14 protein-coding genes are annotated in these 16,156 nt (G+C 71.5%); 7 read left to right on the top strand and 7 right to left on the bottom strand.

Annotation, left to right across the window (positions count from 1 at the left end):
* Nucleotides 1–27 precede the first annotated feature (27 nt).
* Entirely contained in the window at nt 28–411 is a 384-nt protein-coding gene (locus tag MQN93_RS43935; RefSeq protein ID WP_016436670.1) for a cold-shock protein, read from the top strand.
* Nucleotides 412–487: 76 nt separating this feature from the next.
* On the opposite strand, the gene MQN93_RS16495 is transcribed toward MQN93_RS43935, so the two are convergent.
* From MQN93_RS16495 to MQN93_RS16480, 4 genes are all read right to left on the bottom strand, one after another.
* On the bottom strand, nt 488–1,339 hold the full coding sequence (locus tag MQN93_RS16495) for a 1,4-dihydroxy-6-naphtoate synthase (protein ID WP_242710049.1): 852 nt from the start codon (nt 1,337–1,339) through the stop codon (nt 488–490).
* The gene (locus tag MQN93_RS16490) at nt 1,329–1,997 is read right to left on the bottom strand and encodes a futalosine hydrolase (protein ID WP_016436668.1); all 669 of its coding nucleotides are present in this window, start codon (nt 1,995–1,997) and stop codon (nt 1,329–1,331) included. The genes MQN93_RS16495 and MQN93_RS16490 overlap by 11 nt, the downstream gene beginning before the upstream one ends.
* Before the next feature lie 11 nt (nt 1,998–2,008).
* Nucleotides 2,009–2,521, bottom strand: coding sequence for a hypothetical protein (locus tag MQN93_RS16485; RefSeq protein ID WP_016436667.1), 513 nt, complete (start codon nt 2,519–2,521; stop codon nt 2,009–2,011).
* Between the two features lie 61 nt (nt 2,522–2,582).
* A complete protein-coding gene (locus MQN93_RS16480; RefSeq protein ID WP_242710048.1) occupies nt 2,583–4,007 on the bottom strand; it encodes an MFS transporter in 1,425 nt (474 codons plus the stop codon).
* A gap of 355 nt (nt 4,008–4,362) precedes the next feature.
* Between MQN93_RS16480 and MQN93_RS16475 the strand changes: the two genes are divergently transcribed.
* From MQN93_RS16475 to MQN93_RS16465, 3 genes are all read left to right on the top strand, one after another.
* Nucleotides 4,363–5,289 (top strand): DUF3027 domain-containing protein, encoded by a 927-nt coding sequence (locus MQN93_RS16475; protein ID WP_016436665.1) that lies wholly within the window; start codon nt 4,363–4,365, stop codon nt 5,287–5,289.
* Between the two features lie 153 nt (nt 5,290–5,442).
* Entirely contained in the window at nt 5,443–8,610 is a 3,168-nt protein-coding gene (locus MQN93_RS16470; protein ID WP_242710047.1) for a sacsin N-terminal ATP-binding-like domain-containing protein, read from the top strand.
* A 125-nt stretch (nt 8,611–8,735) separates the two neighbouring features.
* Complete coding sequence (locus tag MQN93_RS16465) at nt 8,736–9,611, top strand: hypothetical protein (protein ID WP_242710046.1); 876 nt, start codon at nt 8,736–8,738, stop codon at nt 9,609–9,611.
* A gap of 21 nt (nt 9,612–9,632) precedes the next feature.
* On the opposite strand, the gene MQN93_RS16460 is transcribed toward MQN93_RS16465, so the two are convergent.
* Both MQN93_RS16460 and MQN93_RS16455 read right to left on the bottom strand, forming a co-directional pair.
* Nucleotides 9,633–12,026 (bottom strand): HAD-IC family P-type ATPase, encoded by a 2,394-nt coding sequence (locus MQN93_RS16460; RefSeq protein ID WP_016436662.1) that lies wholly within the window; start codon nt 12,024–12,026, stop codon nt 9,633–9,635.
* A gap of 95 nt (nt 12,027–12,121) precedes the next feature.
* Complete coding sequence (locus MQN93_RS16455; protein WP_242710045.1) at nt 12,122–12,388, bottom strand: DUF2530 domain-containing protein; 267 nt, start codon at nt 12,386–12,388, stop codon at nt 12,122–12,124.
* A gap of 129 nt (nt 12,389–12,517) precedes the next feature.
* Between MQN93_RS16455 and MQN93_RS16450 the strand changes: the two genes are divergently transcribed.
* Complete coding sequence (locus MQN93_RS16450) at nt 12,518–13,969, top strand: NCS2 family permease (protein WP_016436660.1); 1,452 nt, start codon at nt 12,518–12,520, stop codon at nt 13,967–13,969.
* A 27-nt stretch (nt 13,970–13,996) separates the two neighbouring features.
* On the opposite strand, the gene MQN93_RS16445 is transcribed toward MQN93_RS16450, so the two are convergent.
* Nucleotides 13,997–14,185, bottom strand: a complete 189-nt coding sequence (locus MQN93_RS16445) for a hypothetical protein (RefSeq protein WP_037783150.1) — start codon at nt 14,183–14,185, stop codon at nt 13,997–13,999.
* 146 nt (nt 14,186–14,331) lie between these two features.
* Here MQN93_RS16445 and MQN93_RS16440 point away from each other — a divergent pair, with 146 nt between their 5' ends.
* A complete protein-coding gene (locus MQN93_RS16440) occupies nt 14,332–14,769 on the top strand; it encodes a MarR family winged helix-turn-helix transcriptional regulator (protein WP_037783148.1) in 438 nt (145 codons plus the stop codon).
* A gap of 25 nt (nt 14,770–14,794) precedes the next feature.
* Nucleotides 14,795–16,153: an MFS transporter gene (locus MQN93_RS16435; RefSeq protein WP_106964543.1), complete on the top strand. Its 1,359-nt coding sequence runs from the start codon at nt 14,795–14,797 to the stop codon at nt 16,151–16,153.
* Nucleotides 16,154–16,156: the final 3 nt, after the last annotated feature.

Below are 16,156 nucleotides of genomic sequence, written 5' to 3'. Positions count from 1 at the left end.
CCGACGAGTACGAGGACGAGGACAGTCGTGCCGACTGGCAAGGTCAAGTGGTTCAACAGTGAGAAGGGCTTCGGCTTTCTCTCCCGTGACGACGGCGGTGACGTCTTCGTGCATTCCTCGGTACTCCCCGCCGGAGTGGACACGCTCAAGCCCGGTCAGCGAGTGGAGTTCGGTGTGGTCGCCGGCCAGCGCGGTGACCAGGCGCTCTCGGTCACCGTCCTGGATCCGACGCCCTCGGTCGCGGCCGCCACCCGCAAGAAACCCGACGAACTCGCCTCCATCGTCCAGGATTTGACGACCCTTCTGGAGAACATCACCCCGATGCTCGAGAAGGGCCGCTACCCCGACAAGACCTCGGGCAAGAAGATCGCGGGCCTGCTGCGAGCGGTCGCGGACCAACTCGACGTATAGCGGTTACGGGAATTCCAGCGCACCGGGCCCGAGGTGAGCCCCTCCGGGCCCGGTGCGCATGTTCTTCCGCTGCTGCTCACGGGAACGACAGAGCGTCCGGGCCCAGGGCCGGGACGAGGCCCTCTGCTGCTGCTCGGGTCAACAGGCCGCGGATGGCTGCGTAGCCGTCCTCGCCGAGGTCGGCGGTGAACTCGTTGACGTAGAGGCCGATGTGCTGGTCGGCGACGGAGGGGTCCATTTCCTGGGCGTGGTCCATGACGTACGGGCGGGAGGCCTCGGGGTCGGCCCAGGCGGAGTGGACGGAGGTGCGGATCGCGTCGGCGAGGGTCGTCAGGGTGGCCGGGCCCAGAGAGCGCTTCGCGACGATCGCGCCCAGGGGGATCGGCAGTCCGGTGGTGTTCTCCCAGTGCTCGCCCATGTCGGCGAGCTTGTGCAGCCCGTAGTTCTGGTATGTGAAGCGTGCCTCGTGGATGACGAGTCCCGCGTCGACCTTCCCGTCCCGCACGGCCGGCATGATCTCGTGGAAGGGCATGACCACGATCTCGCCGACCCCGCCGGGCACGGTGTCCGCCGCCCACAGCCGGAACAGCAGATAGGCGGTCGACTTCTCGCTCGGTACGGCGACGGTCCGGCCGGTCAGGTCGGCCCCGGCCTCGCGGGTCAGCACCAGCGGCCCGCACCCCCGCCCCAGCGCACCCCCGCACGGCAGCAGCGCGTACTCGTCGAGGACGTACGGCAGCACGGCGTACGACACCTTCAGGACGTCGAACTCGCCGCGTTCGGCCATGCCGTTGGTGATGTCGATGTCCGCGAAGGTCACGTCGAGCGCGGGCGCACCCGGCACCCGGCCGTGCGCGAGGGCGTCGAAGACGAAGGTGTCGTTCGGGCAGGGCGAGTAGGCGATCTGCAGGGGCTGCTCACTGGTCATACGGGTTCCAACTCTCCAGGACGGGCGCGATCTTCCCGAACGCCTCGGTCAGCGCGGCGAGGGCGTCACCGATGCGCCAGGCGGCACGGTCGCGCGGCCCGACGGGATTGGACACCGCGCGGATCTCCAGCACCGGCACACCGTGCGCGGCGGCCGCCTCGGCCACCCCGAAGCCCTCCATGGCCTCGGCCAGCGCGCGGGGATGACGGGCGCGCAGGGCGGCGGCGCGCGCGGCGGTGCCGGTCACCGTGGAGACCGTCAGTACGGCTCCGGTGCGCGCACCGGTCGCCGCCGAGAGCTCTCGTACGAGTGCTTCCGGCGGACGGTGGGTGACGGTGCCGAAGCCCAGTTCGGTGACCGGCACGAACCCCTCGGCGGTCTCGGCACCGAGATCGGCCGCGGTGATCTCGTCGGCGACGACGAGCGAACCGACGGGCGCCCCGGGCGCGAATCCGCCCGCGATCCCCGCGGACACCACGAGGCCGTAGGGGTCGCCGCTCAGGGCGGCGGTGGTCAGGGCGGTCGCCGTGCCCGCGGCGACGAGGGCCGGGCCCACCCCGGCGGCGATCACGGTCCGGCCCGCCCCCGTGAACGCCCGCTCCACCGCGTCCCGTTCGGCGGGGACCGCGGTGGCCACGAGGACGCGTACGGGGGCCATGGAGGACGTGGTCAGTCGTCCTTCTTGAGCCGGAACGACCACAGACCGGTGGCCGCGGTGGCGTTCTTCTTGCCGTCGCCGGCCTTGATGGTGACCAGCGTCGAGTTGCCGGTGGCGCCGTACTGCTGGTTGAAGAACACGCTGCCCGGGACGGTGCGGTAGGTCTTGTCGCTGTCCTCGGTCAGCGGCTGACCGTTCATCAGGATCGTCCACCGCTTGTCGGCGATCTCGGGGTCCACACCGAAGCGGACCGTCTCGTCGGGGTCGACCTTGATGGACTTGATGTCCTTGGCCTTCAGGCACTCGGTCAGGTCCGCGGTCTGCAGGGTCTTGCCCTCGCCTCCGCAGGTGGCCTCCGAGCTGACGGACGAGCGGCCGACGGTGATCGTGGACAGGGGCGTCGGCTTGTCGCACGCCGACAGCACGAGCAGTCCGGCGGAAACGGCGCCGACGGCGGCGACGGTGTGGCGGCGTCGCGCGGCGGCGGTGACATCTGCGGCTCCGCCGCGTGGCATCGAGGTCATGACGGCAGGCTATAGGGCGCCTCCGGCGGCTCCTTTACCTGGGGTGCGGCGTGGCCCGCTGTTACGCCACGCGGGGTCGCGCGGCCCCGCCGTGCCGGGCCGAGCTGAGCAGCCCGCGCAGCGTGGTGAACAGGCCCAGGGCGATCACCGCGGCCGCCAGGCACAGACCCCCCGTGCCGTTGAGCGGCATCACGATGCCGACCGCGCCGCCCAGCACCCACGCCATCTGCAGCATCGTCTCCGAGCGGGCGAACGCCGAGGTGCGCACCAGCTCGGGCACGTCCCGCTGGATCAGCGCGTCCAGGGACAGCTTGGCCAGCGCCTGCGAGAACCCGGCGACCGCGGCGAGGCAGGCCACCAGGAGCGCGCCGAAGAAGATCGCCGCGACGATGGCCGCGCCCAGCACGATCGAGACGACGGTCACGATGATGATCTCCGGCGCCCGTTGTCTCAGCCACGAGCCGACCGCCGTGCCCAGCGCGTTCCCGGCGCCCGCCGCGACGGCCACCATGCCGAGGGAGACGGCCGCGCTGGAGCCGGTCAGCGGGTGCTCTCTGAGCAGGAAGGCGAGGAAGAAGGTCAGGAAGCCGGACAGCCAGCGCAGGGTGGCGTTGGCGCCGATCGCGTGGGTGACCGCGAGGCCGACCGTGCGCAGGCCCGGCCGCTTGAGCGGCTTGCGGTGCGGCCCGTGCAGATGCTGCTCGTCCGCGGCGAGCAGGGCGACGTCCTCGCCCTTGGCCGAGTCGACCTTCGGGGCCAGCGAGAAGGACAGGAACATGCCCCAGATGTAGATCACGAAGGCGCCGTAGAGCGGCCAGCGCGGTCCTATGGCATGCAGCCCGGCCCCGATCGGGGCGGCGACTCCGGTGGCGAGGAGGCCGCCCAGCGTGACCCGGGAGTTGGCCTTGACCAGGGAGAAGCGGGGCGGCAGCAGCCGGGGGACCACGGCGCTGCGCACCACACCGTAGGCCTTGGAGGCGACCAGTACGCCGAGTGCGGCCGGATACAGCTGCAGGCTGCCGCTGGAGACGGCGCTCGCGATGATCAGCGCGAGCAGCGCCCGGGCGAGCATCGAGCCCGCCATCGCGGCCCGGCGGCCGTGCGGCAGCCGGTCCAGGAGCGGGCCGACCACCGGGGCGAGGACCGTGAACGGGGCCATGGTGATGGCGAGGTAGAGCGCGACGCGTCCGCGTGCCTCGTCGGTCGGTACGGAGAAGAAGACGGTGGAGGCGAGGGCGACGGTCACCATGACGTCGCCCGCGCCGTTCACCCCGTGCAGTTCGATCAGCTTGCCGAGGCCCGACTCGCCCGCGCCGTGCGCGTGGGTCGCCTTCCTGATCCCGCGGGCGGTTCCGGTCACCGGGAAGTGCAGGGCACGGCCGATGGCGCGGACGGACCCGCCGAACCGGCCCGAACCGCCACGACGACTGGTGCCCTTGATCCCGCCGACCTTGGCGGTCCCTTGGGGCGTCCTTGCGGCTGCCACTCCGTCATAGTGCCCCGAGAAACCTGTGTGTAGTGCGGTTACCGCGCGTATGGGCGCGTACTTGACGAGTTGATCGGTCCGCGGGCGGCGCGGGAGCGGGGGTTCGGCGGAGCGGGACGAGGGGAAACGTCCCGTCGGTGTAGGCCGAGCGGTCGCGAGAAGGTAGCGTGCGTAGCGCGTCGTGGCGAACGTTCTCGGCCGCGCGCCTTACGGACATCCCGCAGAATGGATGTACGAGGTGCGCCCGAGTGCGATCGGGCGCGGGCGTCGACGCGGTCCTTCGGTCCGCTCCGTCCGCACCCATCGCCTTCAGGCCGGCGCACCCGAGTGACGGCGTAGGAGAGAAGCGATACCTGTGAGCGCAGCGACAACGCGAAGCCGCACCCCCGACCGCCTGTGCGCCGAGGCGGTCGACCTCGCCCGTGCCGCAGCCGAGGAGGCTGCCGCGCCCGGGGTGGTGGGCGAGCACGCGGGCCTGGAGTCGGAGGGCGACCGCGTTGTCACGCACTTCTTCGAGTGCAAGGAGCTCGGGTACCGGGGCTGGCGCTGGGCGGTGACGGTCGCGCGCGCCTCTCGCGCCAAGGTCGTCACGCTGGACGAGGTCGTGCTGCTGCCCGGCCCGGACGCGCTGCTCGCCCCGGAGTGGGTGCCGTGGAGCGAGCGGCTGCGGCCCGGCGACATGGGCCCCGGTGACCTGCTGCCCACGGACGCGGAGGATCTGCGTCTGGAGCCCGGGTTCTCGGGCGAGGACGAGCCGGCACCGGACTCCGCGGTGTCCACGCAGATGGCGGAGCTGGTGGAGGCGGAGGACGCGGAGGTCACCGCGGGCGCGCCCGCCAGCCTGCCCGTCGCACCGGCCCGTGGCTCCATCGCGGCCGTCGCCGCGGAGCTGGGCATGGGCCGGGCCCGGGTCCTCTCGCGCTACGGCCTGCACATCGCCGCGGACCGCTGGGAGGAGGCGTACGGCGCGAAGACGCCGATGGCGCAGGCGGCGCCCGCCTCCTGTGTGAGCTGCGGCTTCCTGCAGCCGATCGGTGGCACGCTCGGGCAGGCCTTCGGCGTCTGCGCCAACGAGTTCTCGCCGGCCGACGGCCGGGTGGTCTCCCTCGCGTACGGCTGCGGCGGGCACTCCGAGGCGGCCGTCATGCCCAAGCCGCCGCAGCCGGCGGCGCCGGTGATCGACGAGACGAGGGTGGATCCGTTCCCGCTGCGGCCCGCGGCGGATTCCGGTTCCGTATCGGTTGTCTCGGACGACTCCTCGGCGGAGTTGGGTCACTCGTAGTCCTGCGCCCGCGCCTGCCGTGTCCGGCCCCGGGGGTGCCCGGCGAGCGGGTTCCGGATGCCGGATCCGGGCCGGGTCTCTGTCGGCGGGAGCGGGCCGCAACTCGCGGTACCTTCGACCTCACGCCGACGAGGGCCGATGAGGAGAGTCACCGTGAGCAAGTTCGTGCGGCCGGCAGCCGAGGGTGCGGACGCCTTCGGGACCGCCCGTCTCAGGCGGGGTGTGCTCGACGCCTGGGCCACCAGCCCGGCCCGGTTCCGTGAGGACGCCAACGCCGAGGAGGACCTCGTCCTCGGCGGCTACCGCGACCGGCTCGTCGTCGAGCTCGCCCAGAACGCCGCCGACGCCGCGGCCCGCGCCCACCGGGAAGGCCGGCTGCGGCTCACCCTCCGCGACGGTGTCCTCGTCGCCGCCAACACCGGTGCCCCGCTGGACGCGACGGGCGTCGAGTCGCTGGCCACCCTGCGGGCCTCCGCCAAGCGGGACGACGAGGAGAGCACCGTCGGACGCTTCGGCGTCGGCTTCGCCGCCGTGCTCGCCGTCACCGACGAGCCCGCCGTCGTCGGCCGCCACGGCGGTGTGCGCTGGTCCCTGGCCGAGGCGCGGGAGCTGGCCGCCGAGACCGCGGGGCACAGCCCGGGGCTCGGCGACGAGATCCGCCGCCGTGACGGGCACGTTCCGCTGCTGCGCCTGCCCTTCGCCGCCGAGGGCACCGCCCCCGACCCCTACGACACGGCCGTCATCCTCCCGCTGCGCGACACGGCCGCCGCCGACCTCGCCGAACGCCTGCTCGCCGCCGTCGACGACGCCCTGCTGCTCGCCCTGCCCGGCCTCGCGGAAGTCGTGATCGAGATCGGCGACGACGCTCCCCGCACGCTGCGCCGCAGCGCCGACGGGCCCTTCACCGTCGTCGAGGACTCCGCGCACGGCACCACTCGCTGGCGTACCGTCGCCGAGCACGGCCCGCTCACCCCGGACCTGCTGGCCGACCGGCCCGTCGAGGAGCGGTTGCGCCCGCACTGGTCCCTCACCTGGGCCGTGCCCGCCGACCCCGACGGGAGCCCGGGCCGCCCGCGCACCAGCCCCGTCGTGCACGCCCCGACGCCGAGCGACGAGCCGCTGGGCGTGCCCGCCCTGCTCATCGCCTCCTTCCCCCTCGACACCACGCGCCGGCACGCGGCCCCCGGCCCCCTCACCGACTTCCTCGTACAGCGCGCCGCCGATTCCTACGCCCAACTCCTCGCCGACTGGCGCCCGGTGGGCGAGGGCATCATCGCTCTGGTGCCCGGCCCGCTGGGCAAGGGCGAGCTGGACGGGGCGCTGCGGCAGGCGATCCTGGAGCGGCTGCCGCGCACGGAGTTCCTCCCGCCCGCGCTCCCCGCGACGGGCTCGCCCGCCCACCCCGTCGCCGCCGAGCCCGGCGCGCAGGACCTGGACTCCGAGCTGCCCGAGGCCCTGCGCCCCCGGGACGCCGAGATCGTCGAGGGGGCCGGCGCCGACACCGTGCGGGTCCTCGCCGAGGTGCTGCCGACCCTGCTGCCCGCAGGTCTCGAACGGCGCGTGGAACTGCGGACCCTGGGCGTCGCCCGGATCCCGCTCACCGACGCCGTCGACCGGCTGGCCGGTCTGGAGAAGGACCCCGGCTGGTGGCAGCGGCTCTACGACAGCCTCGCCGGGGTCGACCCCGACCGGCTCTCCGGGCTGCCCGTGCCGCTCGCCGACGGACGGACCACCATCGGGCCCCGTCAGGTGCTGCTGCCCACACCGGACGCCGCGCGCGTCGACCCGGAACTGCTCGCCCGGCTCGGCCTGAAGGTCGCCCACCCGGACGCGGCCCACCCCCTGCTGGAGAAGCTCGGCGCGCTGCCCGCCACCGCCCGCGCCGTGCTCACCACCCCGCAGGTGCGGGCCGCCGTCGCCGCCTCGCTCGACGACGACGGCGCACTGGACTGGGAGCAGGACGCCCCGGACGCCGAGGAGCTGGCCGACACGGTGCTCGCGCTCGTGCGGGACGCGGGCCTCGACGCCGGCGACGAGCCGTGGCTGGGTGCACTCGCGCTGCCCGACGAGGACGGTGAGCTCGCCCCCGCCGGTGAGCTGGTGTTCCCCGGCAGCCCCTTCCACCAGGTCATGCGCGAGGACGAACTCGCCACCGTCGACGCCGAGTTGGCGGAGAAGTGGGGACAGCAGCCGCTGGCCGCCTGCGGTGTGCTCGCGGGCTTCGCGCTCGTACGGGCCACCGATGTCGTCCTCGACCCGGACGAACTGGAGCCCCGCGAGGGCGACTTCGCCGAACCCGACGACCCCGGGCTGCTGGACGCCGTCGACGTGTGGTGCGAGGACGTCCTGGACCGCTTCCCGGACACGCCGGTGCCGCCGGTCGCCACCGAGCTGATCGCCGTACGGGACCTGGAGCTCGTGGACGACGACAAGTGGCCGCAGGCGCTGGCCCAGCTCGCGCAGCCGCCGCTGCGCGACGCGCTCACCCAGCAGGTGCGCATCCTGCTGCCCGACGGCACGCACGAGGTCGTACGGCCGTACACCGCCTGGTGGTTGCGCGGGCACCCGGTGATCGACGGAAGACGGCCCGCCGGGCTGCTCGCCTCCGGCGGCGACCCGCTGCTGCGCGGACTGTACGACGAGGCGGATGCGACCGGGTTCGAGGACGAGCAGGTGCTGCGGGCGCTCGGCGTGCGTACGTCGGTGGCCTCGCTCCTTGACGAGCCGGGCGGCGCCGCCGAGCTGCTCGACCGGCTCGCCGACCCCGACCGCACCGTCACCGGGGCCCAACTGCACGCCCTCTACGGCGCCCTGGCCGACCTGGACCCCGAGCAGGTGACCCTGCCGGACGAGCTGCGCGCCGTCGTCGACGGCCGCGTCGAGGTGGTGGACGCGGCCCGGGCCGTGGTCGTCGACTCGCCCGACCTGCTGCCCTTCACCGAGGGCGTCCCGCTGCTGCCGGTGCGTCCCGCGCGGGCGGCCGAGCTGGCCGAGCTGTTCCAGGTGCGGCGGCTGAGCGAGTCCGTCACCGGCGAGGTGACCTCCGAGGGCACCGAGCACGACGTACCGGAGCCGGTGCGGGTGCTGCTCGGGGCGCGCACCCCCGCGACCTACGTCGAGCACGAGGAACTCGTCGTCGACGGCGTGGAACTGGACTGGCGCCTGACCGCGGACGGCGTGCTGCACGCCGCGACCCTGGAGGGCGTCGCCGCGGGTCTCGCCTGGGCGGCGGGCCAGTGGCCCCGCCGCTTCGAGGTGGCGGCCCTCCTGGAAGACCCCTCCCGCACCGAGGAGTTGGCGAGAGACCGCTGGTTCGACTGAGGTGCCCCCGGCGGTTTCAAGTTCCGCACAAATATTTCACCAGTCGTACAACCAATCGCCTTTGACGCGCATCTGATCAGTGAGCCAAGAGGCTCACTGATCACTTTCTCCACTTGAGGAAGCACATGCGCATTCGTGCCACTGTGGCCGCCGTCTCCGGCGCCCTGGCCCTCTCCGCCCTGGCCGTGCCGGCCGCGCAGGCCGCCGATGCCGCGCCGTCGTTCCGGGCCGAGGCCGCGAAGGTCCTCGCCGGGCACACCGGCAGCACCGCGTTCCGCACCGCCGACGCCGACGCCGCCGCGGACCTCGGCGTCACCTTCTCCAACCTCAAGATCGCCTCGGCGGTCAAGGTGGGCACCACCAACCACGTCAGCACCACGGTCACCTACACCCTGACCCACGGTGCGAACTACGACGTCACGTCGGACGACTTCGACAGCGGACCGGTCATCTACAAGGGCTCGATCGACAGCCCGGAGGTGCTGCTGGGCGGCGAGGCCCCGGCGAGCTGCACGGTCACCTCGACCACCACCGCCAAGTGCACCGGCAAGATCGACATCTACCCGGCCGCGGGCGATCTGATCAACTCCGACGCGGGCAAGTGGTCGGCGGGCGCGATCGCGCTGCAGTACAGCTCCGACGACTTCTCGCTGCAGGGCGGCCTCGGCTCGACCCTCCTCCAGCGCTACTCGAAGCTGACGGTCAACGCCTCGCCGGAGCCGGTGAAGAAGGGCAAGACCGTCACGGTCACCGGCAAGCTCTCCCGGGCCAACTGGGAGGACAACGAGTACCACGGTTACGCCACCCAGTCGGTGAAGCTGCAGTTCCGCAAGAAGAGCTCCAGCACCTACACCACGCTGAAGACCATCAAGACCAGCTCGACCGGCACCCTGAAGACCACGACCACGGCGACGGTCGACGGCTACTTCCGCTACAGCTTCGCGGGCACGTCCACCACCCCGGCCGTGAGCGCAGCGGGCGACTACGTCGACGTCCAGTAAGTCCCGCACCCCCTAGGGGGCTCACGCGGGAACGCGGCGGTCGACCAGTCTCCACAGCAGTTCCAGGGCGGCCGCCGCCACCGCCGCGATGCCGACCGCGAGCCAGGGCATCGTGACGCCGACCAGCTTCAGCGCGAAGAAGTGCTGGAGCCACGGCACGGCCAGCACGAACAGGAACGCCACGCCCATCGCGGCGACGAGGGCGAGCCGCCACCAGGTGTAGGGGCGGGCGACGATCGCGAGGACCCACATCGAGATCAGGAAGAGCGTCAGGGTCGCCGCGCTGGTCTCCGCGTCCAGCTGATCCGGTCCGCTGTAGTGGTGGCGGGCGATCAGATACGTCACGAAGGTCGCCGTACCGGCCACCAGTCCGCCCGGGATCGCGTACCGCATGACCCGCCGTACGAAGTGGGGCCTGGCCCGTTCCTTGTTGGGGGCCAGGGCGAGGAAGAAGGCCGGGACGCCGATCGTCAGCGTGGACAGCAGCGTCAGGTGGCGGGGCAGGAAGGGGTACTCCACCTGCCAGCACACCACCAGCAGCGCAAGCAGCACCGAGTAGACCGTCTTCACCAGGAACAGGGTGGCGACCCGGGTGATGTTGCCGATGACCCGCCGGCCCTCCGCGACCACCGACGGCAGGGTCGCGAAGCTGTTGTTGAGCAGCACGATCTGCGCGACGGCCCGGGTGGCCTCCGAGCCCGAGCCCATGGACACGCCGATGTCCGCGTCCTTGAGGGCGAGGACGTCGTTGACGCCGTCGCCGGTCATCGCGACCGTGTGTCCGCGGGACTGCAGCGCGCCCACCATGTCCCGCTTCTGCTGCGGGGTCACCCGCCCGAACACCGTGCCCTCCTCCAGCGCCCGCGCCATCGGGTCCGGCTCCGCGGGCAGCCGCCGGGCGTCGACGGTCGTGCCGGTCAGGCCCAGCTTCGCGGCCACCGCGCCCACGGACACCGCGTTGTCGCCGGAGATGACCTTGGCGCTGACGTCCTGCTCGGCGAAGTAGCGCAGGGTGTCGGCGGCGTCGGGCCGCAGCCGCTGTTCGAGGACGACGAGGGCCGTGGGCCGGGCGCCCACCGCGGGCTCGGGATCGTCGAGGTCACGCGCGGCGCGGGCGAGCAACAGCACCCGCAGGCCCTGTTCGTTCAGGCGCGCGGTCTCCGCGACGGCCGGGTCGTCCTCGGCCAGCAGCACGTCGGGCGCCCCCAGCAGCCAGGTGCCCGACTCGCCGTCGCCCTCGCTGAGGGTGGCGCCGCTGTACTTGCGCGCCGAGGAGAAGGGCAGGGACTCGGTGCAGCGCCAGTCCTCGACGTCCGGGTAGGCGTCGATGATCGCCTGGAGGGAGGCGTTGGGCCGCGGGTCGGACTCGCCGAGGGCGCCGAGGACCTTGCGGACGTACGACTCGTCGGCGCCCTGCAGCGGCCTGAGCTCGGTGACGTCCATGCCGCCCTCGGTGAGGGTGCCGGTCTTGTCGAGGCAGACGGTGTCGACGCGGGCGAGGCCCTCGATCGCGGGGAGTTCCTGCACGAGGCACTGTTTGCGGCCGAGCCGGATCACGCCTATCGCGAAGGCGACCGACGTCAGCAGCACCAGCCCCTCGGGGACCATCGGCACGATCCCGCCCACCGTGCGTGCGACCGAGTCCTTGAACCCGTGCTCCTTGACGACCAGTTGGCTGATGACCAGGCCGATCGCGGTCGGGACCATCATCCAGGTCACGTACTTGAGGATGGTCGAGATGCCGGTGCGCAGCTCGGAGTGGACGAGGGTGAAGCGGGAGGCCTCCTCGGCCAGTTGGGCGGCGTAGGCCTCGCGGCCCACCTTGGTGGCCTTGAAGGCGCCGCCGCCCGCGACGACGAAACTGCCCGACATGATCGGGTCCCCGGGCCGTTTGACCACCGGGTCGGCCTCGCCGGTGAGCAGCGACTCGTCGATCTCCAGGCCGTCGGTCTCGACGCACACGCCGTCGACGACAGCCTTGTCGCCGGGCCCGATCTCGATCAGGTCGTCCAGCACGATCTGTGAGGTGCTGACCTCGGCGGCCACCCCCTCGCGCCGCACCGTGGGCCGCGCCTCCCCGATCACGGCGAGGGAGTCCAGGGTCTTCTTCGCCCGCCACTCCTGGATGATGCCGATGCCGGTGTTGGCGAGGATCACATAGCCGAAGAGGCTGTCCTGGAACGGCGCGACGAACAGCATGATCAGCCACAGCAGGCCGATGATCGCGTTGAACCGGGTGAAGACGTTCGCCCGGACGATCTCGCCCATCGACCGGCTGCTGCGCACCGGGACGTCGTTGACCTGGCCGCGCGCGACCCGTTCGGCGACCTCGGCGGCGGTCAGTCCGCGCGCGGAGACCGGGACGGGCACGGGGTGCACAGGGTCGAGCTCGGCGCCCGCGTCGATGTGCGTCATGCATTCGACGGTACGTGCGGATTTGCGGCTTCACCCGCCGAGTGCCCGGAAGATCCGACCTGCGGAGGAGCCGCGTCGTGCGGTGGTAGTACGGCCTACTTGGCCGGCCCCGCCCGCAGTGCCGCGTCCCGCTTGATCGCCGCGTCCCGCTTCCTGACGAACCAGACGCCGTACAGCCCGAGGACGCCGCCGGTCAGACACGTCCACAGCCACCAGGTGTGCCCGTGGTCGTCGAACCAGCCGTAGAACGGCAGCTGCACCAGGAAGAGGACGAACCAGACGATCGTGCCGCCGGTGATGGTGGCGACGACGGGGCCCTCCAGGGGCTCCGGTGCCTCGTGCTTCGGTGTCCACTTCGCCATGGGGGACAGCTTACGAGGTGATCAGGTCTACGCGCGGAGATAGCGTCGGCGAGACTCATATGTTCATACTGAAACCGTTTGCGTCTGACCCTGTCATAATCTGTCTGAATCTCTTCGTAGGAACAACCAATGCCCACCTCGGCTCCCGCCAAGGTCCCCGCTCCCGGACAGCCGGGGCAGGCGCCCGCACACGGCGTACTCGACCGCTACTTCAAGATCTCCGAGCGGGGCAGCACCCTGTCCCGCGAGGTCCGCGGCGGTTTCGCCACCTTCTTCGCGATGGCCTACATCATCGTGCTGAACCCGATCATCCTGGGCAGCGCGAAGGACATGTACGGGCATCATCTGGACAACGGCCAGCTGGTGACCGCGACCGCGGTGACGGCCGCCTTCACCACGCTGCTCATGGGCGTCGTCGGCAACGTCCCGATCGCGCTCGCCGCCGGCCTCGGGGTGAACTCGGTCGTCGCGCTGCAGCTCGCGCCCCGGATGTCCTGGCCGGACGCGATGGGCATGGTCGTCCTGGCCGGCCTCGTCGTGATGCTGCTGGTCGCCACCGGACTGCGCGAGCGCGTGATGAACGCCGTGCCCTACGGCCTGCGCAAGGCGATCTCCATCGGCATCGGCCTGTTCATCATGCTGATCGGCCTGGTCGACTCCGGCTTCGTCTCCCGTATCCCGGACGTCGCCCAGACCACCGTGCCGCTGCAGCTGGGCGGCGACGGCCATCTCAACGGCTGGCCGGTCCTGGTCTTCATCCTGGGCGCCCTGCTCACCCTCGCGCTGATCGTCCGCAAGGTCCCCGGCGCGATCCTGATCTCGATCGTCGCGATGACGGTCCTCGCGGTGATCATCGACGCCGTCGCGAAGGTCCCCTCCTGGGGCCTGACGACGCCCAAGTGGCCCGGCAACCCCGTCGCCAACCCGGACTTCGGCCTGATCGGGAACGTCAGCCTCTTCGGCGGCTTCTCCCACGTCGGCGTGCTCACCGGCATCCTGTTCGTCTTCACCGTGCTGCTGTCGTGCTTCTTCGACGCGATGGGCACGATCATGGGCGTCAGCGACGAGGCCCGGCTGACCGACGCGCAGGGTCAGATGCCCGGCATCAACAAGGTCCTGTTCGTGGACGGCATCGCGGTCGCCGCGGGCGGCGCCAGCTCCTCCTCGGCCACCACCTGCTTCGTGGAGTCCACGGCCGGCGTCGGCGAGGGTGCGCGCACCGGCTTCGCGAACGTCGTCACCGGCGCGCTGTTCGCCGTAGCGCTGTTCCTGACGCCGATCGCCACGATGGTCCCGTCCCAGGCGGCCACCCCGGCCCTGCTCGCGGTGGGCTTCCTGATCCTGGCCGGTTCGGTCAAGGAGATCGACTGGGCCGACTTCACGATCGCCATCCCGGCCTTCGTGACGATGGTGATGATGCCGTTCACCTACTCGATCACCAACGGCATCGGCATGGGCTTCATCACCTTCGTCGTGCTGCGGCTCGCGGCCGGGCGCGCCAAGGAGATCCCGGTGGCGATGTACGTCGTCTCGGCGGTCTTCGCCTTCTACTACCTGATGCCGGCCCTGGGTCTGACGTGAGCCGGGCCGCTCGCGTGAGACTCGTGCTCACGTGACCCCGTAGAACCTCTCCGTCTCCTCGACGGCGGACTGGAACCGCTCGTCGAAGTCGTCTCGAATGAGCGTCCGGATCACATAGTCCTGGACGCTCATTCCCCTTTTCGCGGCGTGGTCCCGGAGCCGGTCGAGCAGCTCCCCATCTATCCGCAGGCTCAGCACGCTGGTCCCCATGCACACGAGGGTCGCTGGCGGGCTCCGTTTGCCGTTCACTTTCCGCACATCACTCACTCGTACGGGTGAAGCTGCGGTTTCAGTGGCCGGAGTCACGGGAATCCACGCGCCCGCCAGCTTGTTTAGAGAGAGTAATGAGTTACTCTAAGTACATGTCGGACCTCACCCATGGCGACGATGCTGCCGCCGTGAACGCCCTCCGCTCCGCCGTGATGCGGCTGTCCCGCCGGCTCAAGCACCAGCGGGTCGACGAGTCGCTGAGCCCCACCGAGATGTCGGTGCTGGGCACCCTGGCCCGCTTCGGCACGGCCACGCCGGGCGAACTCGCCCGCAAGGAGCATGTGCAGCCCCCGTCGATGACCCGCATCGTCGCGCTGCTGGAGGCGAAGGGACTGGTCCGGCTGGAGCCGCACCCCGAAGACCGGCGCCAGAAGGTGGTCACCCAGACCGAGCAGGCCGAGGCCATGCTCGAGGAGAGCCGCACCAAGCGGAACGCCTTCCTGGCGAGTCTGGTCGAGGGACTGGACGAGGACGAGTGGGCGAAACTGCGCGCCGCCGCCCCCGTCCTGGAGAAGCTCGCACACCTGTAGAACCACACCGAGGAGGCGAACCCTTTTGAGTACGGGACCCGGAGCAGACTCCGCCCCCGCACCGTCACCTACTACCCCTGACATCCCCGCCGTTCCCCGCAAGTCCTCGATGTTCTCCTCGCTGAGGATCCGGAACTACCGCCTCTTCTTCGTCGGCCAGGTCGTCTCCAACATCGGCACCTGGATGCAGCGCATCGCCCAGGACTGGCTGGTGCTCAGCCTCACCGGCTCCGCCACCGCCGTCGGCTTCACGACGGCCCTGCAGTTCCTGCCGATGCTGCTCTTCGGTCTCTACGGCGGTGTCCTCGTCGACCGGCTGCCCAAGCGCCGCGCGCTGCTGTTCACCCAGACCGCGATGGCCCTGACCGGCGTCGCGCTCGCCGTGCTGACGCTCTCCGGACACGTCCAGGTCTGGCACGTCTACCTCGCCGCCTTCGCCGTCGGCCTCGCCACGGTCGTGGACAACCCGGCCCGGCAGTCCTTCGTCTCCGAGATGGTCGGCCCCGCCCAGCTGCAGAACGCGGTGAGCCTGAACTCCGCGAACTTCCAGTCCGCACGGCTCATCGGCCCCGCCGTCGCGGGCCTGATGATCACCGGTGTGGGCACGGGCTGGGCGTTCCTCTTCAACGGACTGTCCTTCGTCGCGACCATCGGCGGACTGCTGCTGATGCGCGCACGTGAACTGCATGTCGTCGAGCGCAGCCCGCGCGGCAAGGGCCAGCTGCGCGAGGGTCTGCGGTATGTCGCCGGGCGCCCCGACCTGACCTGGACCATCGTGCTGGTCGGCTTCATCGGGACCTTCGGCTTCAACTTCCCCGTCTATCTCTCCGCCTTCGCCGACGACGTCTTCCACGCCGGCGCCGGCGCCTACAGCCTCTTCAACACGCTGATGGCGGTCGGCTCGCTGGCGGGCGCGCTGCTCGCGGCCCGCCGCGGCACGGCCCGGATGCGGGTGATGATCGCGGCCGCGGTGGCCTTCGGCGGCCTCGAGCTGGTTGCGGCCGTGGCGCCGTCGCTGTGGCTGTTCGCCCTGATCATGGCCCCGATCGGCATGTTCGGCATGACGGTCAACGTCACCGCCAACACCAGCGTCCAGATGAGCACCGACCCGGTCATGCGCGGGCGCGTGCTGTCCCTCTACATGATGGTGTTCATGGGCGGTACGCCGATCGGTGCGCCGATCGCCGGATGGGTCACGGACGCCTACGGCGTCCGCGCGGGCCTGGCCGTCGGCGGCGCGATCGCCACTGCCGCCGCGGTCGTCGTCGGCCTGGTCCTGGCCCGCATCGGCAACCTGCGCCTGTCGATCGGCTGGCACCGCGGCCACCCGCACGTCCGCTTCGTCCCCCGCGAGGCCCAGGAGCAGCTGGCACCGGCCGCGTAGGGG

This window comes from Streptomyces spinosisporus (assembly GCF_022698145.1).
GTDB classification, from domain to species: domain Bacteria; phylum Actinomycetota; class Actinomycetes; order Streptomycetales; family Streptomycetaceae; genus Streptomyces; species Streptomyces spinosisporus.
Note: the sequence above shows the minus strand (reverse complement) of the source record. Positions and strands in the feature narration are given on the sequence as shown.

Coding starts and splice junctions, on each gene's coding strand:
- MQN93_RS16495 (WP_242710049.1), bottom strand. CDS start 1,339: ATGACCAGTGAGCAGCCCCTGCAGATCGCCTACTCGCCCTGCCCGAAC.
- MQN93_RS16485 (WP_016436667.1), bottom strand. CDS start 2,521: ATGACCTCGATGCCACGCGGCGGAGCCGCAGATGTCACCGCCGCCGCG.
- MQN93_RS16490 (WP_016436668.1), bottom strand. CDS start 1,997: ATGGCCCCCGTACGCGTCCTCGTGGCCACCGCGGTCCCCGCCGAACGG.
- MQN93_RS16440 (WP_037783148.1), top strand. CDS start 14,332: ATGTCGGACCTCACCCATGGCGACGATGCTGCCGCCGTGAACGCCCTC.
- MQN93_RS16455 (WP_242710045.1), bottom strand. CDS start 12,388: ATGGCGAAGTGGACACCGAAGCACGAGGCACCGGAGCCCCTGGAGGGC.
- MQN93_RS16450 (WP_016436660.1), top strand. CDS start 12,518: ATGCCCACCTCGGCTCCCGCCAAGGTCCCCGCTCCCGGACAGCCGGGG.
- MQN93_RS16465 (WP_242710046.1), top strand. CDS start 8,736: ATGCGCATTCGTGCCACTGTGGCCGCCGTCTCCGGCGCCCTGGCCCTC.
- MQN93_RS16460 (WP_016436662.1), bottom strand. CDS start 12,026: ATGACGCACATCGACGCGGGCGCCGAGCTCGACCCTGTGCACCCCGTG.